17 protein-coding genes are annotated in these 23,666 nt (G+C 55.6%); 12 read left to right on the forward strand and 5 right to left on the reverse strand.

The features are described from left to right. Positions 1-4,612, forward strand: a 4,612-nt coding sequence (locus JSS75_00005; protein MBS1902071.1) for a hypothetical protein, incomplete at its 5' end; no start/stop codon positions are given. After that, positions 4,612-6,633 (forward strand): OmpA family protein, encoded by a 2,022-nt coding sequence (locus tag JSS75_00010; protein MBS1902072.1) that lies wholly within the window; start codon positions 4,612-4,614, stop codon positions 6,631-6,633. The genes JSS75_00005 and JSS75_00010, both read left to right, overlap by 1 nt. 18 nt (positions 6,634-6,651) lie before the next feature. Here the strand turns inward: JSS75_00010 and JSS75_00015 are convergent, their stop codons facing one another. Both JSS75_00015 and JSS75_00020 read right to left on the reverse strand, forming a co-directional pair. After that, complete coding sequence (locus tag JSS75_00015; GenBank protein MBS1902073.1) at positions 6,652-9,024, reverse strand: TonB-dependent receptor; 2,373 nt, start codon at positions 9,022-9,024, stop codon at positions 6,652-6,654. 50 nt (positions 9,025-9,074) lie between these two features. Then, on the reverse strand, positions 9,075-9,680 hold the full coding sequence (locus JSS75_00020) for a TetR/AcrR family transcriptional regulator (protein MBS1902074.1): 606 nt from the start codon (positions 9,678-9,680) through the stop codon (positions 9,075-9,077). Positions 9,681-9,951: 271 nt separating this feature from the next. On the opposite strand from JSS75_00020, the gene JSS75_00025 reads away from it, so the two are divergent. After that, positions 9,952-10,353: a hypothetical protein gene (locus JSS75_00025; protein ID MBS1902075.1), complete on the forward strand. Its 402-nt coding sequence runs from the start codon at positions 9,952-9,954 to the stop codon at positions 10,351-10,353. 20 nt (positions 10,354-10,373) lie between these two features. Here JSS75_00025 and JSS75_00030 read toward each other — a convergent pair whose 3' ends face one another. Beyond that, positions 10,374-12,185 carry a T9SS type A sorting domain-containing protein gene (locus JSS75_00030; GenBank protein MBS1902076.1) on the reverse strand — a complete coding sequence of 604 codons (1,812 nt, stop codon included), beginning with the start codon at positions 12,183-12,185 and terminating at the stop codon, positions 10,374-10,376. A 143-nt stretch (positions 12,186-12,328) separates the two neighbouring features. On the opposite strand from JSS75_00030, the gene mpl reads away from it, so the two are divergent. Continuing rightward, positions 12,329-13,753 (forward strand): UDP-N-acetylmuramate:L-alanyl-gamma-D-glutamyl-meso-diaminopimelate ligase, encoded by a 1,425-nt coding sequence (mpl, locus tag JSS75_00035; GenBank protein ID MBS1902077.1) that lies wholly within the window; start codon positions 12,329-12,331, stop codon positions 13,751-13,753. Positions 13,754-13,873: 120 nt separating this feature from the next. Here the strand turns inward: mpl and JSS75_00040 are convergent, their stop codons facing one another. Next, positions 13,874-14,842, reverse strand: coding sequence for a glycosyltransferase family 9 protein (locus JSS75_00040; GenBank protein ID MBS1902078.1), 969 nt, complete (start codon positions 14,840-14,842; stop codon positions 13,874-13,876). 195 nt (positions 14,843-15,037) lie between these two features. Here JSS75_00040 and JSS75_00045 point away from each other — a divergent pair, with 195 nt between their 5' ends. The 8 genes from JSS75_00045 to nuoB all read left to right on the forward strand — a co-directional run bounded on the left by JSS75_00045 (position 15,038) and on the right by nuoB (position 21,941). Next, a complete protein-coding gene (locus JSS75_00045) occupies positions 15,038-16,576 on the forward strand; it encodes a magnesium chelatase (protein MBS1902079.1) in 1,539 nt (512 codons plus the stop codon). Then, the gene (locus JSS75_00050; GenBank protein MBS1902080.1) at positions 16,573-16,971 is read left to right on the forward strand and encodes a DUF393 domain-containing protein; all 399 of its coding nucleotides are present in this window, start codon (positions 16,573-16,575) and stop codon (positions 16,969-16,971) included. Before JSS75_00045 ends, JSS75_00050 begins: the two co-directional genes overlap by 4 nt. Before the next feature lie 28 nt (positions 16,972-16,999). Next, positions 17,000-17,614, forward strand: coding sequence for a hypothetical protein (locus JSS75_00055; GenBank protein MBS1902081.1), 615 nt, complete (start codon positions 17,000-17,002; stop codon positions 17,612-17,614). A gap of 178 nt (positions 17,615-17,792) precedes the next feature. Continuing rightward, complete coding sequence (locus JSS75_00060; protein ID MBS1902082.1) at positions 17,793-18,728, forward strand: hypothetical protein; 936 nt, start codon at positions 17,793-17,795, stop codon at positions 18,726-18,728. A 306-nt stretch (positions 18,729-19,034) separates the two neighbouring features. Continuing rightward, complete coding sequence (locus JSS75_00065; GenBank protein MBS1902083.1) at positions 19,035-20,108, forward strand: PQQ-binding-like beta-propeller repeat protein; 1,074 nt, start codon at positions 19,035-19,037, stop codon at positions 20,106-20,108. Positions 20,109-20,327: 219 nt separating this feature from the next. Further along, a complete protein-coding gene (locus tag JSS75_00070; GenBank protein ID MBS1902084.1) occupies positions 20,328-20,879 on the forward strand; it encodes a phosphatase PAP2 family protein in 552 nt (183 codons plus the stop codon). A 166-nt stretch (positions 20,880-21,045) separates the two neighbouring features. Beyond that, entirely contained in the window at positions 21,046-21,399 is a 354-nt protein-coding gene (ndhC, locus tag JSS75_00075) for an NADH-quinone oxidoreductase subunit A (GenBank protein MBS1902085.1), read from the forward strand. After that, positions 21,390-21,941 carry an NADH-quinone oxidoreductase subunit NuoB gene (gene nuoB / locus JSS75_00080; protein ID MBS1902086.1) on the forward strand — a complete coding sequence of 184 codons (552 nt, stop codon included), beginning with the start codon at positions 21,390-21,392 and terminating at the stop codon, positions 21,939-21,941. The genes ndhC and nuoB overlap by 10 nt, the downstream gene beginning before the upstream one ends. A gap of 86 nt (positions 21,942-22,027) precedes the next feature. On the opposite strand, the gene JSS75_00085 is transcribed toward nuoB, so the two are convergent. Continuing rightward, positions 22,028-23,149, reverse strand: a complete 1,122-nt coding sequence (locus tag JSS75_00085; GenBank protein MBS1902087.1) for a c-type cytochrome — start codon at positions 23,147-23,149, stop codon at positions 22,028-22,030. Between the last annotated feature and the right edge of the window lie 517 nt (positions 23,150-23,666).

Genomic DNA, 23,666 nt, shown 5'->3' on the forward strand with positions numbered 1-23,666 from the left:
CGATCTGGTGATCGATCCGTCTCGCACATGGGGCACGTATTTCGGGGGCAGTGGGACGGACGTGTCATTCGATCTGACGGTCGATCCGTGGGATAACATCCTTGTCGCTGGGCACACCACCAGTACCACTGGGGTTGCGACATCTGGTGCATATCAGACCACGTTTGCAGGGAATATAGACACGTACGTTGCAAAGTTCGATAGTGCGGGCATTCGCAAATGGGCTTCATATTTCGGCGGTTCCGCACAAGATTCCCCGAACGGCATTGCGTGCGATTCCACCGGCCATCCGATCGTGTTCGGATACACGACGAGCAATGCCGGTATTGCAACGAATGGTGCATACCAGACAACGTTGCAGGGTGGAGGAGACTTTTTTGCCGCAAAATTCGATTCAAGCGGAAGCCTGCAGTGGGCAACATACTATGGAGGCGAGACCAACGAAGCCAATCCAACGCAGTTGCACGGTGTAGCGTGCGATACTGCTGGAAACATATTCCTAGCGCTTGTGACCTCCAGTACGACTGGGATCGCTACGACAGGTACATATCAAACCTCGCTTGGCGGAGGTCTTGACGCTGCGCTCGTCAAGTTGAGCCCGTCAGGGGCGCGACTGTGGGGGACCTATTACGGCGGCTCGTCGGGCGACGGAGCGCTTGCTGTAGCGACCGACCGAGCCGGGAACGCCTACCTCGCCGGCAGCACGCAGAGCAGTGGTTCGATTGCGACGCCTGGTGCAGTGCAAACCAGTTACGGTGGGGGAACGAACGATGGTTTCCTCGCCAAATTTTCTCCCGGTGGCGCTCTCACTTGGGCAACGTATTATGGAGGAAGTCTCGGCGATTATATCGCAGCGGTGACGACCGATTCTGCCGGAGATCCGTTCGTGATCGGCTATACACGTAGTACTTCCGGAATCGCCACATCCGGTGCTGCGGTCACGACCGCTCCCGGCGGCGACGATTGCTTCCTTGCACGGTTCGATCCGAACGGCGCTCTGCAATGGTGTACGTACTTCGGCGCATCGAGTAATGAAGCGCCTTTCTCTATCGCCTGTCGCGGAACAAGTATTTCATTCGGCGGACAAACCTTCAGTCATAGTGGCATCGCGACATCGAACGGATTTCAAACGACATTTGGAGGTGGATCGTACGATGCATTCCTCGGGAAGATCAGCGGCTCCGGCAGCTTGATCTGGACATCATATTTCGGTGGCGGCGGAAGCGAGTATGCATCTGGAAGCGTAATCGATCATATGGGTAGCCTGATCTTTTGCGGATTCACTACCAGTACGTCGGGGATATCGACATCGGGCGCATTCCAGTCTACCTACGGGGGCGGGACGACAGACGGGTTCATCGTCAAGCTCTGCGACGTCATCACGCCGATACTCTCAGCTACATTCGATACGATCTGTGCCGGTACGTTCGACATCATCGCACTAAGCATGAGTTATTCTTCCGTTCGATGGTACGACGATTCCGTGCAGATATCACGGCTCGACGATTCGCTTCGCTTTGTGCGGTGCGATACGCTTTCGCCAGGGTTGCATCGCATCAGCGTTTCGGTAACGAACCCCACCGGGTGTTCCGGCTCCAGCGATACGATCTTTCTGTTGATTCATGCTTCACCGGTGGTCGATGCGGGTCGCGACACCGTGGTGTGCGGCGGGACACCCGTTGTTCTCTCGCCAACAATCACCGGGGGAACGAAGCCGTATAGCTATGCTTGGTCACCGTCGGCAGGCTTGAGCAGCACCACGATCGAAAATCCGGTGGCAAACCCTTCGTCCACCACGAGATATTATCTCATCGTTACCGATAGTAATGGCTGTCAATCGCAAGATTCGGTCTTGGTGTCGGTCTATCCCAAGCCTTTGCTTTCGATTACACGAGTAGTGACGCTTTGCGGGGGAGATACGGCGACGATCGGCGACAGCGCGAGCGGCGGAACGCCGCCGTATGCGTACTCATGGATCCCTGGCGTTGCGATCAATTCGCTAATCGCCCCTCGCCCATCCGTACACCCATCCGTGACGACAACCTACTACGAGACCGTGACGGACGTGCATGGTTGCTCGTCGTATGATTCGGTTACAGTGATCGTTAATCCTACTCCGCATCCGATCATTACTCCATCCGGAATGGTCGCTCGCTGCGGGAGCGACAGCATCGTCCTCCACGCAGAACGCGGGTATTTCTCGTATCGCTGGAGCACTGGATCCACAAGTGATAGTATTATTGTCGGTTCGAGCGGGACCTTCGCGGTTCGGGTAACCGATGCGCTCGGTTGTCACGGCACGAGTGACAGTGTAACGGTTATAAGCCGACCGCTGCCGATGGTGACGATTGCGGGGCCAAATTCGGTGTGCCCGAATTCTACGGTTCAGTATAGCGTCGCTTCGCTTGCGGGTGAACGATATGTATGGAGTGTGAACGGGGGAGGCTCGGTGGTATCCGGCGGAGGCACAAACACGGTGACGGTCCAATGGACGACGCCGGGTACATGGATGCTTTCGCTGCGCGATACATCTGCTTTCGGGTGTGTCAACGATACAACCATTGCGGTCTCCGTGACTTCTACGCTGACTCCGTCCGTTCTGCCTGCCGGCCCGCTAGCGCTGTGTAACGGGGACACGGTTGTGCTCCGCGCTTCGAGAGGGTACACAAGTTATCACTGGAACACTGGCAGCACTGGCGACTCGATCATTGTCACTGCAACAGGGAGTTACTCAGTAACGGTTACTGCTTCCGGAGGATGTCAGGGGACTTCCGTGCCGGTGAATGTGACGGTCAGACCTTCCCCAAAACCCCGTCCGATTCTACAACCGGCGACAACAGAGTTGTGCGCCGGAGATTCGCTTGTCCTCACACCGACGAGATCCTACACTACATATCGGTGGAGCACCGGGGCGACCACGCCGTCGATCGTTGTTGCTCAATCGGGTACATATAGCGTTGCTGTTACCGATAGTGTCGGGTGTGATGGACTGTCGAACACTGTCAAAGTCACTGTCCATCCGCGTCCGGCACTGACGGTCACCCCAAGCGGCCCGACGACTTTGTGCGAAGGAGATAGCGTCGTGCTGTCTGCGAGTACAATTCCGGTGTCGGGTTTCGTTTGGAGCACCGGCGACTCCACTACTTCGATTATCGTTCGAACGAGTGGTGATTACACTGTGACCGCCACAGACAGTGCGGGATGTTCGAGTCTGCAATCGGTCCATGTCGAGGTGAACCCGCTCCCGCATCGCCAGATCGGTGGACCTGCATCGGTGTGTCAGGGCGAGACGGCTGGATATTCAGTCGTACCCGATGCAGGCGCATCGTACTTGTGGTCGGTCGTTCCGGCGAACATGGCAACCTTGAACGGAACTGCATCAGCATCGACGACTGCCGTGTGGAGCACCGTCAATGGTTCTGCCACTGTCTATGTGCGCATTACTACCTCCGCAGGATGTACTGAACTCGATTCGCTTGTCGTGACCGTTGGCTCCACGCTTTCGCCGAGCATTCAACCTGCAGGGCCGCTGATGCTCTGTGAGGGCGATAGCGCAACGCTTACCGCCGGTTCGGGATACGCTTGGTATCAATGGAAGCTCGATGGTGCTGACCTAGCACAGGACACCGGCAATACGACTATCGTCACTAAACCTGGCTCGTATTCGGTGTTCGTATCGAACACAAGCGGATGTTCGGGATCTTCTGCACCGGTTACGGTCATCGTACATCCGCGGCCTGTGCCGGTGATCCGTTTCGTCGGCGGCGTGCTCGTGACCGATTCGTTCTCGAGCTATCAGTGGAGCAAGAATGGGTCTGCGATCCCCGGGGCGAACAGTGGAACACTCGCTTCTTCGGGTGGTGGCATTTATTCCGTCGCGGTGACGGACTCCAATGGATGTGAGGGCACATCGGCTCCGTTTGATCTTGGCTCGAACCCAACTGCAATTGTTGCGATCGGTCTGGTCGCCGGTGCATCGCCCGGTAGTACCATTGCTGTGCCGATCGAGCTTGAAAACGGCACGAATATCGTCGAAAGTGGCGCACGGCATTTCGTTGGTGTGCTCCGTTTCAACGGCTCGATGCTCGTCCCGATCGGGACGACCCCACTCGGCGTTGCAAGTGGCTCCGACCGGCTCGTCACGATCGACGGAGATACCTCGATCGCAAGCGGCACGCTCACGAGGGTGATGTTTCTTGCTGCGCTCGGAACCGACAGTTGTACTGAGATCGCACTGGATACATTCTATTGGACGGATGCGAATGTCGCGGTGACACGTGTGAACAATGAGTTTTGTGAAACGGGGATCTGCACGTCCGGCGGACATATCAGGCTCGTCGATGCAAGCGGCACGATTGCACTTGGTGAAAGTCGGCCGAATCCAGCCTCGCAGATTGCGCATATCGAGTTCAGTGTCAGTGAACCAGGAGTGACACGGCTCCTCATTTCCAATGTACTTGGTTCGCATGTACGAACGGTGCTCGAAGGAGAGTTACGACCCGGTCACTATGATACAGAGGTGGATGTCAGTACGCTTGCGTCGGGTACGTATCTCTACACGCTCCAAACGCCGACAGTCGTTCTCACGAAGGTGATGCAGGTGTCACACTGATGAAGACTCATACCACATATCGAGCCATTCTCTTGTTGCTGACGCTTGCCGTTCTCACGCCGGATGCACACGGACAGGATTCGGTGCAGTACCAGCGACGTGCGGCGTTTGGTGTATTCGGCGGATTATCTCTCGACCAGCAATATGCGAACGTTGTATCGTTGCCCGGTACCGAGAATTGCGGTTCTGTCTTTACGCATGGGTTTGGTACCGGGCCCGATCTTGGGCTCTCCTACCGCATGCCGCTCGGATCCGAGTTCTGGCTCGATCTTCGCGGCGCATTCCGAAGCCAACACACGACGTTCAATGCGGATGAATTCTTCCCGTTAGCGGTCAACGGGACGACCGTGCAGGCAACCGACCGGCATTCGCTTCAAGCGACGCTCTCGCGCGTCGCACTGCAGCCCGTCGTTGAGTATCCTGTGTTCGGATCGCTTAGTGTCATTGCGGGCGTGGAGATCGCGTATGCACTGAGCGGTAGCTTCTCACAAACGGAGACGTTGACCCAGCCACTCGGGAGTTTGTTCGTTGAGAATAACAGCCGGAGTCGCAATGCGCAGTCCGGGCAAATCGCACAACTCTCCAAAGTCGGTGTATCAGCTATCCTCGGCTCGCAATTGCGGCTGCCACTCAATCGCGACCGAACACTGCACGCCGTTCCGACTGCATCTTTTTCTATCGGTCTGACCCCGATTGTACGAGATGTCTCATGGTCAAGCTCCTCGTTCGCTATCGGTGTGGGGATCGAGTATGCACCGCTCCATGTAACTGCGGCACCGCCGCCTCCTCCGCCACCGCCTCCTCCTCCGCCGCCTGCGGCACCTCGTATTACTGCGGCAGTATCGGTATCGGGACTGGACTCGGCGGGTCAAGAGTCCGCCATCGTAGAACTACGTGTGGAAGAAATATCTCAAACAGAAACAGCGCCCATTGTGCCGTATCTGTTCTTCGACGCAAACTCCGCACATTTTCCGCCGCGCTATGCAGTGTCGGCCGATAGTCTGCATCGTGCCGATCCTACTCAGGCTCGCTGGCCGGACCGTCTGCAACTTTATGCTCATGTCCTTGACGTTCTGGGGGCCAGACTTCGAGCGCATCCCGATGCAGAACTTACAATTGCGGGATATACCGACGGCAACGAATCGAAGGGATCGCCGACACTTGCAATCGCTCGAGCCGAAACGGTTGCCGACTATCTTCACACTATTTGGGGCATCTCGAATGATCGGCTCCATCGATCGGGAGGTGGGTTGCCGTCTCATCCCTCGCCTGTGCAGGATACCGATGGAATGGCCGAGAACCGACGCGTCGAGTTCGCAAGCGATGACCCGGCGATCCTCGGGCCGATCGTGATCGTTGATACCATGCGCTCTGCAACCCCCCCAGCGATTCGCATCAGGCCGAATGTCACTGCCGAAGCGGGCTTGCGCGACTGGCATATCGATGCAATACAGAACGGGACACAACTTGCCCACTATGAAGGCACGGCGGCAATGCCGAGCATGATTGAATGGGATCTTGCCGCCGACCAGCAGCATATCCCAAGGGCGCCGGGGCGATTAGACTTCGAGCTGCATGCGATCGATCGTCTTGGGACTATCGCGCATGGCTCCGTGTCGATCCCGGTCGAACAACGGACGCTTCGCAAGAAACGCGAAGAGATGGCCGGCGACTATCGTTTCGAGCGGTTCAGCCTGATACTTTTCGATTTCAATTCTTCGGAGATGACATCTGCGAACGAGACGATCGTGCGGTTTATCCGGTCGCACATTACGCCCACGACACAAGTGTCGATCACGGGGTATTGCGATCGTATCGGTGACGCTTCGCTCAATCAAGTGCTTTCCTTGCAGCGCGCACGTGCAGCGGCGCTACGTTTGGGCACAACGAATGCCGTCATCGTCGGGAAGGGGAGCGCATCCCCGCTCTTCGATAATAACCTTCCCGAAGGTCGCATCTATAACCGAACCGTGGAAGTTGTGCTTCGAACGCCGCTCACGATTGCACCCCACCGGCCGTGAACGAGCGATAGAATCTCTTTAGAATTCTATTCGAAACCCGCCGTATGGGAAGATGCCGAGTTGGTTGATTGCGACGATCTGGTTCTTGCGTGCATCCCAGGCGTATTGGAGAATATTCTTTGCGTTCAGAGCATTCTCCGCGGTCACGAAGCCGACGATCGATACTGAGCCGAGGTTCTGTCGGAATTCAATCTTGACGTCGAGGCGCTTATAGTCCGGGTATCGCACGGCGTAGGCGCGGCTCTCGTCGAGATACTGCGGTCCGAACTCACCCGATGCATTAAACATCCGCGAGCGCACGGTGTCAACCGACGTGTACGGTGCGCCTCCTGCAAGTGTCAGTTTCCCCGAGAACTCGATGGAGAACGTCGGGCTGAGCTTCCATTCATAACCCGCGAGCAGGTTTATGATGTAGCGGTTATCGAACGCGCCGTCGCGCCAGACACGGTCGGAGCCTGTGAATCGTTGCTTGAAGAGCGATGTCGTGGCGGTGAAGTAGTAGCCGTCTTCGAAGTGCTTCATTAGTGTAAGCTCGAGTCCGTAGGTTCGGCCGAGGCCAGTACTGACGAGCGGGTGATTGCTCGATACGTTGCCGAACGTGCTGCCCGAGTTCAACAGACTGACGGGCGAAAGGGTATCTCGCTCCACCGGTGCATGCGAGATGTCTTTGTAGTAAGCCTCCGCCTTGAAGAGTAGATCGCTTGCCAAACGATTTGTGTATCCGAGGACGTAGTGCAGGCTTTGGGTGAAGTCGAGCGATTCGTTCGCACTCGTGCCGAAATACACCACCAGCGGTTGGGACTGTCGATGCACGCCGAAACCGAACGTGAGATCCTGTCCGTCGGCAACATTCCATTGTGCACCAAAGCGCGGTTCGATCGACGTTTGTTTGCTGATCGCGAGGTATTGTGTATGGACGCCGGTGTTGAACGTGAGGGCGTCGTTCGGGCGCCATTGCCAATTAATGTAGCCAAGCGCATGGAAGCTGCTGCCGTCTGCGCTGATCGAGAATGGCACACCGCTCGGCTCGTCGCGCACCGTGGTGCGGTGTTCGTCGATCGTATAGTACGGTAATCGTGCTTCGATGCCGGCAGTAAAGAAGTTCGAGACGTCGAGCGAGTAATTCAATTTGTACTTCGCCGAGTAGAATCCCTCGATCGAATTCGCAACGTAGAACAAGTCTTTGCTCGTGACCGTGTTGTTCAGCACAGTGAGCGAGTCGACGGTGGTGTGATATTTTTGATACACGTCGCTGAGTGAGAAGTCGCCGACCGTCTTGCTGCCGAACGTATGCTTCCACGTTGCACCGAGAACACCGATGTCGGAACCGCTTGTGATATCGAAGTTGCCGGTAAAGACGGAGTCTTTCTTGCTGTCGAAGAGGTCGATGGTGCCGGTGCCGCCAAGCGCGACCACGCTCAGTGCGTCGTTCGCACCGAGTGGGATATCCGCTTTTGCGGTGATGTCTTCATATTTCGGAATACCGGCGAAGCCGAAGTCGATGCCAAGCGCATCCATAATCTGAAGCGTCGATTTGCGATAGCTGACAATAAACGAGGAGCCGTTTCCGAAGAGCGGACCTTCGGCCATCGCCTCGACGCCTGCGAAGCCGAGCTGGCCGACGAATTCGAACCGTTCGGTATTGCCTTTTCGCGTGCGAAGGTCGAACACGCCGGATATCTTATCGCCGTACTCGGCAGGGAAGGCGCCGGTAAGGAAATCGCTGTTCGAGAGCAGATTCATATTGATCGCATTCACCGGTCCGCCCGTTGCACCTTGCGTGGCGAAGTGGTTCGGGTTCGGAATGTCGATCCCGTCAAGCCGCCACAGCAGTTCGATCGGCGAGCCGCCACGAATGATGATGTCGTTGCGTTGATCGTTGACGCCGACGACACCTGCGAACGTTTGGGCCATGCGCGCGGGATCTTCGCGGCTTCCGGCAAAACGCTTCGCTTCGTCAACCGTGAATGTTGTCGCGCTCGAGAGTGCTGCCTCGTTGATCGGTTTGAAATTATCGTTGGCCTGTACGACGACCTGTTCGCCCTGATACACTTTTGTTTTCATCTCGATCGTCACGACAACCTGCTTGCCGCTCGTGACGAGGATATCCTGCACCATTGTTTCATAGCCGCCGCAGACAATTTTGAGTTCGTGACGACCGACCGGGACTTTTTCAATGCGGAAATTACCGTCGGCCTTCGTGCGGGTACCCAGTTTTGTATCGACGACGAAGACAGTGGCGCCGATCACAGGTTGGCCTGTGCCTTGTTCGCTGATCGTCCCTTTGACGGTTTGCGTAGGGACAGACTCTTGCGCAATCGCATTCGGTCCCGATAGGTGCAGAAGAACTTGAGTCAGAATGAGAACAAGGATGAGGTGGATGGAGCGCATATTTATCAAAGACTATTTAATGAACATTGTTTAGTAAACCAGAAAAAAAATTACTTCCGAATCAGTACCAAGAAGTTATCGAGCATAGCCTGAACCATCGTCTCTTCCTGCTCGCGCGGGACAAGCACCCGACGTTTGATAATCAGCGAGACAATTCCGTGGAGCATGTTCCAAGTCATGAACGAAGCCAGTTGGACGTCTTTGATCCTGAGCTGTCCGTGCTCGATACACGCCTGAACTCTCGAAACGAGAATGGCAAAACACTCTGTCCCGAGGTCTTTGCAGTGCTGCCCGATGATCACGTTCATCGGCATTTCCTGAATGAACATGAGGTCATAGAGTTTGGGGTTCTCGAGTGCCCAATCCACGTATAGCTTGCAGCCGGCATAGAGAACATCCCACGGATCGTCAGTCTTGGGCTGGGCTTCGAGTGCCGCGATGAACCGTCCGAATGCAAGAGTATAGAGGCCATAGAAAATGTCCTCTTTGTCGGTATAGTAGAGGTAGATCGTCGCCGGCGAGAACTCGATGCGCTCGGCGATATTGCGGATCGTCACACTTTCGAGGCCGTTCTCGATATAGAGCTGCATAGCAGCATCGAGGATCGTTGCCCTCATCGATTCCCGCTCCCGCTCTTTGCGTTCTTGAATTCCCATAACAGTGGTCAATAACTAAACGCTGTTTAGTATGATTCCAAGAAAAATTGTATTTCTCGTACCCCACCCTTTGGAAGCACTACCACACATGTTGATATAGAATTCATACGGGCATTGTCACATGCCTCGGAAGAGACACGTTAAACCGGTAAGACACATGATGCTCTAATCGGTGTCGACGCCCCCGCTCATTACCAAACGATGAATTTTCAGTCACTTTGGCCCCCAAGTGAAACACTTGGACCCTTCGAGGGTTATTATGCCAAATAGTATGAAGTACGCATTAGTCATAACGCTTATAATGTCGCTCGGTCTCTCGGCCAAAGCCCAGCTGGTCGCGCGAAACGATCTGCCGAGTCCCGAACCACGATCCACGGTGACCCCGTCCGCGATTCCCGGCACCATCGAACATGCAAGCTATTCGGTGATCCTGGTACAGAACAAGAATAATACCGCATTCGAAGTGATCTCGCCCCGCGCAACCAAGGCGGATGTGAAGCTCGTCACGCCGGACGGCAACGACGTCTGCACCATTCACAAAGGCGCGATCCACATCGGCCGCAACCGCTTCTCGCTTGCCAAGAGCCGCAAACTCGGCAAAGGCATCTACTACGCGATCTCCAAACTCTCGAACGGCGAGCAGTTCGCCGATCGGATCGTGGTGGAAAAATAACCCACTCGCTTCTTCCGGTCTTACCGCTTGACGATCACACTGGTTGCCACTGTCCCTTGCTTCGTCTTCGCTACCAGTTGATAGCTCCCCTCCTCCACTTCTTGTAGCGGGAAGTACATCGTCGTGAGATTCGGGTCGGTGTCTACGGCGACGGACATCACTACGTGACCTAGAAGATCAACAAGACTTACCGTTACCCGCTCGCCGCTCGAGCGGAAGGTGACGGTCGTGCCGCGAGTTGCGGGGTTTGGGTATGCGCCGAGCTCTTCGCGGCTCTCGAGTTTGACTGGCACCGCATACTTCTGGTTCAAGTGGATCGGGATCTTCGGTGAGCCGTGCAACAGCAGCAACCCACTCGAGTCGGGCGTAAGGCTTCCGTTGGAGTAGGTCGAGTAGGCCTGAAAGAGTACATCGGCGAATTTGTCATTGTCAGCATTCACATCAACTGCTTCGACCGTTGCGCCTTGTTCGTAGCCGATCGCAATATCGGCCTTGTCGTCGATTGCGTCGCCAAGCACGTAGTAGTAGTCAGTGCCGGGCGAAAATGCTCCGCCTTCCCCGTTCGTCTTGATCACCGGGCGACCGGTGCCCGTAATATCACCACACTGCGTGATGAAGCCACCCCAATGATAGTTCTTGTATGCCGGATCGATCACTCCCGGATGCCGCAGGATGAACTCAGCCTGCTGGAATTCCCCTGAAACCGACGCACCGGTATCGACGGTCAATCGCTTCGTGCCAAACTCCACTCCGCCACGGAAAATCCAGATCGAGTTCTGCATGAAACCGTCGGTCTGGAGCGGAATTAGGAGATCGACCGAGTGGTCGTCCGGTTTGCGTGGAAGTGCCTGCATTGGTGGGTACTCGAACGAAGGAGGGAGTTGCGGAAGAAGGTGAAGATTCTGGGACACCGATATCAGAGTATCGAATTCGGATGCTTGATAGTACTTCGCAAGCGAGAATGCTCGAGAGGACTGGCAGTAGAAACAATTTCCATACGCATCAAAGTAAACGACATCAATTCGACCGTCACCGTTGAAATCGCCGATGAAGCCGTCACGAGTTGGATCGCGTTTCACCGTATCACGTGGCTTCCAATCAGGAAATTCGTATACAGAATCTGATAGTACCGGAGATACAGACTCATACAATTGTTCGCCACCGTGGAAGAAAGCAAATCCGTAGCGAGAGCTGTCCAAATCAACTTGATACGGTGTCCAATTGGTGTATAACTCCATTAGGATGTCGTCAACCGTGTCGTTGTCCATCGGACCAATAACTAAGGGGGCAGCCAGACTGAACCCGTATCCCCCTTCGGGATGATCGTTTCCCTGTAAAGAAGACCAGAGAAACGTCACATGGCTCGTATCATACCGCCCCAGCGAGTCTGCCCAGTAAATGGAGGGGCGCCCGTGATTCCTAACGTCAACAGGAATAAGCATATCGAGATCAACAGCATCATGAAAGTGACCAAACCGAACGCCATATTGTGGGCTGCCTCCGTCGTTCTTGATTCGTAGAACGCTCACGAACTCCAGTTTCGAAAGATCGAATGGCTTCGGGGACCGGTAGATCAGTGGGTAGTAGGGTTCAGTCTTTTCGTCGTTTATCGTGAAATACAGGTGATCCGTGTCATCCTTCGGCGCAGGAAACCACGCAATGTCGGCACCGAAGTATGGAATCTGTTTCATCGAGACCATTTTCTCGTCGATGCCATTTCCGATTCGCGGTTTCCAGCAGCTGGGGTCAAGAACGGTCTGGGCGTGTGCCAGAGTCGCCACCATTGTCAGGAGGATCAGGCTGACGAAGACAATTCTTCCGTAACGTTTCATAGAGAAAGGCCGGAGCGGGAAGCGATGCGTCTCGCGCTCATGAATTCCAACCGTCGACGAGGCACAATGTTTCCATTTCATGCGTTGGGGACGAACATTTCCCCACGCTCGGCACGGAGCGTCTGCACCCCACGAATACATTCATGTGCACCGGTGTTAACCACACTCGTATGCGAATCTATTTTATCGGGATCTGCGGGACGGCGATGGGGAACGGTGCACTCCTCATGCGCGAGATGGGCTATGAGGTGGTCGGTTCGGACGAGAACGTCTATCCGCCGATGTCGGACCTGCTGGCCGCGAGCGGCATCACGGTCTATTCCGGCTACTCGAGCGACCATTTTGCGCATAAGCCCGATCTCGTCGTGATCGGTAATGCGATGAGCCGCGGCAACGCGGAGGTGGAGTTCGTGCTGAACGAACGTCTGCGATATACATCGCTCGCGGAATTACTGAAGCATCACGTCATTCAAGGGCGCGAGTCGGTCGTTGTCAGCGGCACCCACGGCAAGACGACGACATCGGCGCTGGCGTCATGGACGTTCGAGTGCGCCGGCCTGAAGCCGAATTTCCTCGTCGGCGGAGTGCTTGAGAATTTCGGACGTGGATATCAGGCCAATCCCGAGAGCAACTACGTCATCCTCGAAGGCGACGAGTACGACACCGCGTTCTTCGACAAGCGCTCGAAGTTTTTGCACTACCTCCCGACGACGCTCATCGTCAATAACATCGAGTTCGATCATGCCGATATTTTCTCATCGCTCGACGAGATCAAGCTCTCGTTCCGTCGCCTCGTTGGGCTCGTGCCGCAGAATGGCGTCGTGATCGCCAACGGCGACGATGCGAATGTGATCGATGTCATCGCGAACTCGCTCGCACCTATCGAGACCTTCGGGATCACTGCGGGCTGTGCGTGGCGTGCCGAGAACATCGTCTATGGCGAGAGTTCGTCCACGTTCGATGTCGTCCACAATGGCAAGGTCGAATCGCGGTTGAAAGTGAACTTGCTCGGCGAGTTCAACGTCCGCAATGCGCTGGCGGTGACGATCTCAGCACGGCATCACAACATTCCCTACGACGAGATCGCCGTCGCGTTCTCGACGTTCGAAAATGTGAAGCGACGTCTTGAGTTCAAAGGAGAGTTCGGCGGAGTGAAGGTGTACGATGATTTCGCGCATCACCCAACCGCCATCCGCGAGACGCTCAAAGCCTTCCGAAATAAGTATCCCACCGAGCGCATCATCGCAGTCTTCGAGCCCCGCTCGAACACCACGCGCCGCAACATCTTTCAGAAAGAGCTCGCCGAGTGTTTCGCCGATGCGAACGTCGTCTTCATCTCACAGATCGCGCGGCTGCATCTTCTGAGCGAATCGGAACGCCTGAACCCCGAGCAAGTGATGAGCGACCTGCGCACGGCAGGGAAGGAAGCATACTATTTGCCGGATGCCGATACCATCAGCACAAAGGTAGCGGAAGTCGCAAAGGGCGGTAATGTCGTGATCGTGATGTCGAACGGCGGGTTCGGGGGGATACATGGGATGCTGAAGGAAAAGCTAAGCTCGAAGTGATCTGTCCTTAGCTGTCATTCTGAGGAGTGGCTTTAGCCCGACGAAGAATCCCTTTAGGATTGCCGAGAGAGTCGTCCATACCGAGAGAGATTCTTCGCTCTGCTCAGAATGACAGAGGGATCACGCGTTCTCTATCGCCACCATCACCTGCTCCGGTTCGATCTCGCGCATGCACCGGAAATGACCCTTCGGGCAGCGCGACATGCCGATCGTTGTGCATGGTCTGCATCGCAGCTTCTCTACCTCTAATACGATTGATGACTTCGCACGCGGGAAGAATCCGAGCGAGCGCACCGTCGGTCCGAACATCGAAACAGTCGGCACTCCGGCTGCAGCCGCGATGTGCATTAGTGCCGAGTCGTTCGTGACGGCGACATGCGCACGGGCGAATTCCTCGGGCAATGCTTCGAGCGGGACTTCGCCGCAGCGGATGCGAAATGAGTCCTTCGGCAAGTCCTCTGAGATGTACTGCGCTAACTCGCGCTCGTCCGCAGAACCGAAGCATTCGATGGTATATCCCTTCTCCACTAACTCTTTCGCAAGCGCCCGGTAGTATGGCGGCGGCCATTGCTTGTTGTAATGCTTCGCGCCAGGGCAGAATGCGATAAGTTTGTCGTCGGGCGTGATCGGCGCGAGATCGAACGTCGGCGCTTCGCCGGTGTCCTTCACGTCGAGCGCGGCTGCGGTCTCGAAGTAGCGGCCGATGGCGTCGGGATCGTGGCGGAGGAAATCAAACTTCAGATCGACGAGAAACCAGCGCTTGATAGGACGTTTGCGAATAATAGCAATCTTCGCGCCACTCAACTTGCGTAATACCCGAGAGCGCAGACTTCCGTGCAGATCGAGGACGTGGGTGTAGTTCTTCGCTTGCAGCTCAGCGCGCATAGCGCTGAGCTTCGTCGCTTTGGTATCGAAGGCGATGATGTTCGTCAGCCCCGGAAATCTGCGGGCGAGCGGCTCAAACTGACTCTTGACGATCAGATCGATCTCGGCATCCGGATATTTCCGACGCAGCGCGCGAATAAGCGGCATCATCAGTACGATGTCGCCAAGCGAACTGAGGCGGATCAGTAGGATGCGTGGGGTCATGAATAGTTATAACAGCCTCTCATTCTGAGTGAAGCGAAGAATCCCTTCAGGTCTGGCGAAACGATCCGTACACGCCTCAAGGGATTATTCGTTCGGGCTGAAGCCCTCCTCAGAATGACATGTGTGCACGAGTTGCATTCATTCGCAACCCGCACGTGTTTTATCGTATAATCATTCCTAACAACGCAGGCAACAATGAAAAAAGCACAAACGCTCGGCGAGCTTCGGGCCTCGGGCTACCACGTGCAGAGCATCAAGGATGAGGTTCGAAAGAATCTGGTCGAGAAACTTCGCGCTAAAGAGACGCTCTTTCCGGGCGTGATCGGCTACGAAGAGACCGTCATCCCCCAGATCGTGAACGCGCTGCTGGCTAAGCATGACATCATCCTGCTCGGCCTGCGCGGACAAGCCAAGACGCGCCTTGCGCGCAGCCTTGTGAATCTGCTCGACGAGTGGACGCCCATCATCGCGGGCTCCGAGGTCATGGATAATCCGTACGACCCCATCTCGTTCTACGGTCGTTCGCGCGTTGCCGAACTTGGCGACGACACGCCGATCGACTGGATCCACCGCTCCGAACGCTACGGAGAGAAGCTCGCGACGCCTGATGTCACGATCGCCGACCTCATCGGCGACATCGATCCGCTCAAAGCCGCCGCGCAGCGTTTGCATTATTCGCACGAAGGCGCGATCCATTTCGGCATCATCCCACGCACGAACCGCGGCATCTTTACGATCAACGAATTGCCCGATCTGCAGCCGCGCATTCAGGTGGGCTTGTTCAATATCCTCGAAGAGCGCGATATCCAGATCCGCGGATTCAAAGTTCGCATCCCGCTCGATTCGATGATGATCTTCACGGCGAACCCGGAAGATTATACGAACCGCGGCAATATCATCACGCCGCTCAAGGACCGCATCGCGGCGCAGATCATCACGCACTATCCGCTCGATCTCGACCACGCCATCGCCATCACCGAGCAGGAAGCATGGACGAAGCGCTGGGGCGAGGAAGGACTCGTCGTGCCATACTACTTCCGCGAGATTATCGAACAAATCGCGGTCGAAGCGCGCGCATCGGATTGGGTCGATCAGAAGTCGGGTGTCTCGGCACGTCTGAGCACCAGCGCGATGGAGACGCTCATCTCGAACGCCGAACGCCGCGCGCTCTCGAACGGCGATACCATCATCGCGCCGCGCATCACCGATCTTGCCGCAGTGGTGACGGGCATCACGGGCAAGGTCGAGTTGGTATTCGAAGGCGAAGAGGAAGGTATCTCGACCGTTGCGAAGGCGCTTATCGGTCGCGCGGTCAAGACGATCTTCAAAAAGTATTTCCCCGACCCGATGGCCAAAGCCAAGCGTAAGCCGGGCAACGAGCCGCCTGAGAAATCCGACTACGATGAGATCCTCTCGTGGTTCGCCAAAGGCAACAACCTTGCCATCAGCGACACGATGACCTTCGATGCATACTCGCACGAGCTTTCGCGTGTGCCGCGCTTGAAAGAACTTGCAGCAAAGAATATCAGCGTGCCGGAAGCCGACCGCTTCTCGCTCGCATCGGCGATGGAGTTCATCCTCGAGGGCTTGCACCAACACTCGAAGATCGCGAAGGCCGATTCGTTCGGCGATCCGAAGGTGAGCTACGGCGATATGGTCGGCGCTCTCTTTACCGGCGGCTTCGCGACCGATGACGAAGACGACGACAGCGAGGAGGAGATCGACGACCTGTGAGCCAACACGTCATCCTCTTCGATGGCGTCTGTAACCTCTGTAACTGGTGGGTCGATTTCCTGCTGCCGCGCGACAAACACAAGCGCTTCCTCTTCGGCGCGCTGCAATCGGAAAGCGGCGAAGCGCTCGTCAGTCGGTTTGGCACAAGTGACAAACGTCTTCGGTCGGTGGTCCTGATCGAAGACGAGCACAACGTCTATACCCGCTCGACCGCGATTCTGCACATCCTGAAGATCCTCGGCGGCCCGTGGAAATTGCTCTACGCCTTCATCATCGTCCCCCGCCCGATCCGCGATGCGGTGTACGACTTCATTGCCCTCAACCGCTACTCATGGTTCGGCAAACGAATAGTCTGCCGCGTCCCAACGGAGGGAGAGCGGGAGAGGTTTGTGTGAGGGATAGGCTGATCTAAGAGTGATCGCGATGACGATACTTGAGTCTCAGATCATTGATTGTGCCCGCGAGGACGAGCGCGTCCGCGCAGAGCTTGCTCAGAGCGAAGAGCTCTTTGGCGCTTACGCTCCGCGAATGGAAGAAGTGCATGTTCGAAATGCGACGGTTCTTGAGGCGGTGATCGCACAAATGGGTTGGCCAGTCTCGCAGAACGAAGAAGTGATGAATGCGGCGAAGCTCATCATTTTGCACGCGATCTCGCTGCCGTCGTTCCAAAAACGCATGCTTGAACTCCTCAAGTCAAGCGAGCACGGATACCCCGATCAATTTTCCGCATACCTTGAGGATAGGATACTTGTGTTCTCCGGCAAGCAACAGAAGTACGGTACGCAGTTCGACTGGAACGCGAACGGGATGCTGAGCCCGTACCCGATCGCCGACGCCGAACATGTTAATGAACGCAGAGCCGCGGTCGGCCTCGATTCGCTCGAAGCCGCCACCCAACGCATGCGTCGCCGCGCAGCGGAAGAAGGAGAATTGCCGCCCGCAGATATGAACGCATACACAATCAGACGGTTGGAATGGATGATGCGGGTGGGGTGGACGGGTGATACATCCGACAACCGCTTATGCGCAGTGTCGTGATCCGACAAGAGGAGTCGTGCGGTGAGAGGTTGAGAAGATTGGACGATGTTCCTGGGACAACTGCTGGGTGAAAAGGTCCTTTTAATCGTGACAATCGCTGCAAAAACCATAGGTAAAATCTCGGAGTTCATATTAGTTAGATAAACGGCACGCAATGTAACAACCGAACAACATCAATATGCAACCAGTTAGGTACAACCAGATTCTCCGACAGATTGCGAACAGACTTGAATTTCCGCGTTTGTCTGAGACTATTCATGAGATAGTTCTCTCGAATTTCGGCACAAATCGTGCATTGCCCGACACCGTTCGGACAGGCGCAATTGGACTCCTCCAGCGGCTTCTCGTCGAGCTTGATTCCGTCCAGAAGGATTCCGATATGAGTGCTGTTTGGAATTTGTGGTCAGGGAACGACTTTGTTAGCGTGGATTTTTTGGCTCAGTTTCTTGCCAATCTTAGGGTTCATGGCCACACGGGCCCGTTCAACTCACCCGCCGAAACAGCCAAGTATGCCACTGTTCATACGTTCATTCAAGCATTCAACACTAACATTCGCGTGAACGATGAGGTGCTTCACGTTGGACGGTTGAGGCGACTCGATGAGGAAGTGATAGTTTTTCAACTCTTGAGCGAAGATGAAGACCCACCGTCCTTGGAGCACGTAACGGAGACTCTTACCGAGATCCGGCGACTTATTGGATATGTTCAACAGCTCTACCAGCTCGCACAAGAGTCGGTTGATATCGTCTATCTTGAAACGGGGAGCGACATCGCACTTAGAGTCAAAGTCGGTGCGGCAGTAACGGCTTTTTTGCTCGGAGTTGCAACACTTATTTCTGAGAATATTCATTATGCAGCTTTGCAAACAGCAGATAGGCCACATCAACTTGCCACTCTCCTGGCCGTTAATCGTGAACTAGACCTCCAAGTTCAGAAGGGTGATCTAGACGAAGAACGCGTGAAGCTTCTTAGAGGCAAAGTGATTGAAGAGATCGATAAGTTGTATTCATTGAACGTTGTGATTGATGACAAAAGGTCAACTCCAACCTCACTTCGTAGACTGCTCCAATATAAGAAGGCGCATGAGTTGCCGCCGGGAGCCACTGAGAACTGATTGATGAATGCTTCAAACCAATGTGTGATCCAAGATGCTTCTTCGACACGAGTGAAAGGCCGAACTGCCCGGAGTGTCTCCTGCATAGTATCCTTCTATGCAAAAGAGCGCGCTTGTTCTCATCTCACCGTTGCACCCTGTTCGGCACTACTCCCGGTACATCTCTGCACAGTTAGTTATGTGTTAGGAAATGAGTTGCGGGACGAATTCTTCGGGCGGGCACTACTCAGGGTGGTGGTTGGTGGCTGGTTGTTTGTGGTTGGTAAACGGTTGCTTCGGGGGCGGTGTTCTGAGCTGCCGAAAACTATGAAGCCTTTACTTCTGACCCTCTTCTCCTGTCTCGCCGCGGTTTCGGCGGTGGGGCAGACGAACGATAGTGTGACGCTCCTGCGGCATTCGCGCTGCTATGCGGGTGCGCCGATCCGAAAGTTCTCGGATATGACCGATCTGGTGCGCTTGAAGGATGCGACCTTCATGCCCGCTTCGCCTGCAGTATATGACGGCAAGCCCTATTCGGCGACCTCGAAAGGCCAGGTGCTCGTGACCAGCTCGATGAGCATTGACGGCGGCTTCGAGGTCAAGGGCTCGATCGAAGCGACGCCCGCGGTGAGCGCGACGATGGTGGTCGTCGGCTCGACGGCGAAGTTCGTCACCGCGCACGACCGCGTGACGGGTAACGTTCGGTGGTATCACAAAACGAAGTCGGCGGTACGCACGTCGCCTATCATCGCTGGTGGGTTTGTGTATGCATCGTGCGAGGACGGGACGGTCGTCGCGCTCGATACGCTTGGGAAGCTGAAGTGGTCTGCAAAGCTTAAAGGTAAGCCGGGCTCGCCGGCCTTCGACGACGGCCTTGTCTTTGTAGGGACCTCCGAAGGCAAGTGCGTGGCGCTCGATGCCATCACGGGCAAGCAAGTCTGGACGAGCGATGCCGGTGGCCGAACGCCTGCGGTTGCGAACGCGATGGTGTACGTCATCAATCGCAACGGCGCGGTGATCGCACTCGACGAAAAGACGGGCGCCGAGAAGTGGCGCTACGATGCCGACGCCGAGCCGAAGTGCTTCGAGATCGCGGTGTCGAACGAGTATCTGGCGTATGCTGAAGGCGTCTCGCTTATCGTGCTGAATGCGAAGACGGGGAAGAAGGAATGGGCGATAGGCTTTGACCGCCCCGTCTGCGGCGCACCGATGATCGTCGGCGATGTCGTGTATCTGCCAATCTCGAACTGGAAGCTCAACGGCTACGATCTGAACACGAGCATCAAGCTCTGCTCAGCCGACATCGGCTTCGCGCCGTGGGGTTCGCCATCGTACGGCGGCGGGAAGATATTCTATCCGAACAAGGAGACGTTGTACACGTTTTCGGGGGAGGAGCAGTAGAGGTTCGTAGGGGCGACGCACGCGTCGCCCGTCGGCGCATGGCGGCCGAACGTGCGGGCGAGGCATGCCTCGCCCCTACGGGAGATTCAGGTTGTCATTGCGAGGAGGGCTTCAGCCCGACGAAGCAACCTAGAATATTTCAGCAGCTCACTGGCTCCGGATTTGAGATTGCTTCGTCGGTCGCTACGCGCCCCTCTCGCAATGACAAGTTAAAGTATAATGGACACACTCGACATCACCATACTCCACACCATCAACGCCGGACGGCCGGTGATGATGGACGGGTTCTTCCGCCTCGTCAGCGATACGACGGGGTGGATCGCGGCGCTCGTGCCGCTGGTGATGATCGTTGTGGGGTTCGTACGCAAAGACCGGGCAACGAATCTTGTCGGCTACAAAGTAGCGGCGGCGTATCTGCTCTCGGTCATCGTTGCGAATTCGCTGAAGTATATCATCGCCAGGCCTCGGCCGTTCGTGACGTATGCTTTCATCCAGAAGCTTTCAAGCGGCGGCAGCGGGTCGTTTCCGTCGGGGCATACCTCCGATGCGTTCGCCCTGGCGACGGCGCTGACGCTCTTCGTGCCGACGAAGAGGCTCTGGATACCTGCGTTTCTCTGGGGGTTGACGGTCGCCTACTCGCGGATGGACCTCGGGGTTCATTATCCGAGCGACGTTCTCGGCGGGATGATCGTCGGGGCAGGGAGTGCGGCGGTGTGCTGGTGGTGGGCGAAGACGAAGGCGCCCGGAATGTCATTGCGAGGAGGGCTTTAGCCCGAACGAAGCAATCTAGAATGCGGAGGTTGGTATCTTACTTCAGGTTCTCAGATTGCTTCGTCATCCGCTGCGCGGAATCCTCGCAATGACACGTTGAAGATCGATTTGGGGCCCCAATCCCCCCGAAACCGTATTTTTGTAGGACGTATAAGAAGAATAGAGAATGTCGAATTACATTCCAATAGTGCTCATGATCGGGATTGCCGTAATATTCGGCACGATCATGGCGAATTTGTCGAAGTGGATCGGTCCGAAGCGGCCGAACCGCGAGAAGCTGTCGGTCTATGAATCGGGCATGAAGCCGATCGGTTCGACGCGCGAGCGGGTCTCGGTGAAGTATTATATCGTCGCGATGCTCTTCATCATCTTCGACATCGAAATCGTCTTTTTGTATCCGTGGGCAGTGACCTTCGGGAAGCTCGGAGCATTCGCCCTGTGGGAGATGTTCCTCTTCATCGCACTGCTGTTCATCGGCTACATATACATTGTGAAGAAGGGAGCCCTCGAATGGGATTAAATGACATGGTTCAGGAGCAGGGGTTCGTTACCTCGCAGCTCGATGCGCTCATCAACTGGGCGCGGAAGAACTCGGCATGGCCGATGCCGCTCGGCATTTCCTGTTGCGCCATCGAGATGATGGCGTTCGCCGGTCCGCGCTACGACGTCTCGCGTTTCGGCAGCGAAGTGTTTCGCTTTTCACCGCGCCAGTCTGATATCTTGATCGTCGCCGGTACGGTGACGTATAAGATGGCGAAGGTCGTCAAAAAGATCTACGACCAGATGCCGGACCCGAAGTATGTGATCGCAATGGGCGCCTGCTCGTCGAGCGGCGGTATCTACCGTACGTATTCGGTGGTGCAGGGCATCAACCAGTTTATTCCGGTGGATGTGTATGTGGCCGGGTGTCCGCCGCGTCCGGATAGCGTCATTAAGGCGCTCATGGAAGTGCAGGCGATGATCTCGGGCGACAAGCCCTTCCAGCGCGGGACGGTCATCGGTAACGAAGAGAAGATCTACGAGATCGGTCTGCCGGAACACGGCGAGCTCGTGAGCGCCTGATCTCGTTCTTTGAAAACTGTGAGTAAAGAAAAACCCCGGCACTGCCGGGGTTTTTCGATCTTACGGGCTGTCGTGGTGTGTGTGCGTTACTTCACCCACGGATTGCTGAAGGATGCGTCGGTCGTGAACTGCGTATCGGTCAGCGTCTCGAGGAATGCCTTCAAATCCGAAAGCTCCTGCTGGCTGAGTCCGAGTGGCTTCACTGCGGGGTCTTTATAGTATGTTTGGTTCGAACCGCCGCTGTTATAATGCTGCAGCACATCGTCGAGGGTTGCGAAGCGGCCGTCGTGCATGTACGGAGCGGTCAGCGCGATATTGCGAAGCGTCGGCACCTTGAACTTGTTGATGTCCGCCACGGCCTTGGTGATCTTGAAGCGTCCGAGATCCTTGTCGCTCGGCACCAAACCGTTGTTACGGAATTCGGAGTTCGAGAAGTTGTAGCCGTTATGGCAGGCGATACAATTCGCCTTGGCCGGATTGATGAAAAGCTGGAAGCCACGCTTTGCCGCGTCGCCGATGGCCGTCTTGTTACCTGAGTTGTACTGGTCGAACGGGCTCGAATGGCTGATCATCGTACGCTCGAAGGACGTGATCGCTTTGACCATCCGATCAAGCGTGATGTCCGACGTACCATACGCATCCTTGAACATCCCGGAGTAACCCGGCATACCTTGCGGGGTGGAGTTCAAGCGGTGGAAGAGGAACATGGTGTCATTCGACCCCGGATCGGAGCCATAGCCGTTGGCGGTGCTGTCGTTCTGGAATCGCGAAAGATTGTTGCCCATCTCGATCGGGCTGAACATCGGTCCCGGCGTATGTTTCTCGAGCGTCGCAAACTTGCCGTCCCACGTGAACGACGTATTGAATGCGACATTCGTCAGCGTCGGAGCATTGCGAACGCCCTGTGCATTCTCGACGCCGACACTGAAGCTGCGGTGGTTCGGGTCAGTGAACGCATATTGCGGGTCGTGGCACGACGCGCAGGCGATGCCGCTCGACGGCGAGAACTTCACGCCGAAGCTGTCACGAGGGTTCATGGACTTGAGCACACTGATACGTCCGTCGTAGAAGAGATGCCGACCGAGATCGATCTTCGCGGCTGTCATCGGATTGTCATCCGGTGCAACGACATTAGGAGCAGTCGTTGGGATCGGCGACGGAAGATCCGTCGGATTGGACGGCTGGTTATTCGTCGAGTTCGGATCCACGATAGGGTCATCTTTTTTACAAGACGAAAGGAACAGCATTCCGCCGAGAGCCAATAACAGTGATGTGAACCGGACTCTACGGTTCAGGGAGAAGGCGATTTTCATACGAGTACTTATGAAGGAGATGATGAACGATGCGACCGCGAGAACTCCATCGCGACGGTTTCGGGGATACAACGTTGTACCCGAATTCGTCTGAATCCTCACTTCAAATAACACCCTGACCCCATAAAAGTTACGCATGGTGCAAGGATTTTACCCTGTAGTCGTTTCATGAATAACGACCCCCCAAAAAAACAAAAAGAGAACCGCTGTGCCACTCACACGACGGTTCTCTTTACCAAGGTTTCCTGTTAAGGCATTCGATTGGCTCTAAGCGCAACAGGATATGTGTCGCTCATTGTGCCGTCGTTCATGCGGTAACATATTCAAACTTCTTAGTTAAGCCATTCAATGAGCGTAGATGAATATTTATTCATCGTAAATCTATAATTGATTGATTTACAACACTTTCCAT

The sequence above is a fragment of the Bacteroidota bacterium genome (assembly GCA_018266755.1).
GTDB lineage: Bacteria > Bacteroidota > Ignavibacteria > Palsa-1295 > Palsa-1295 > JAFDZW01.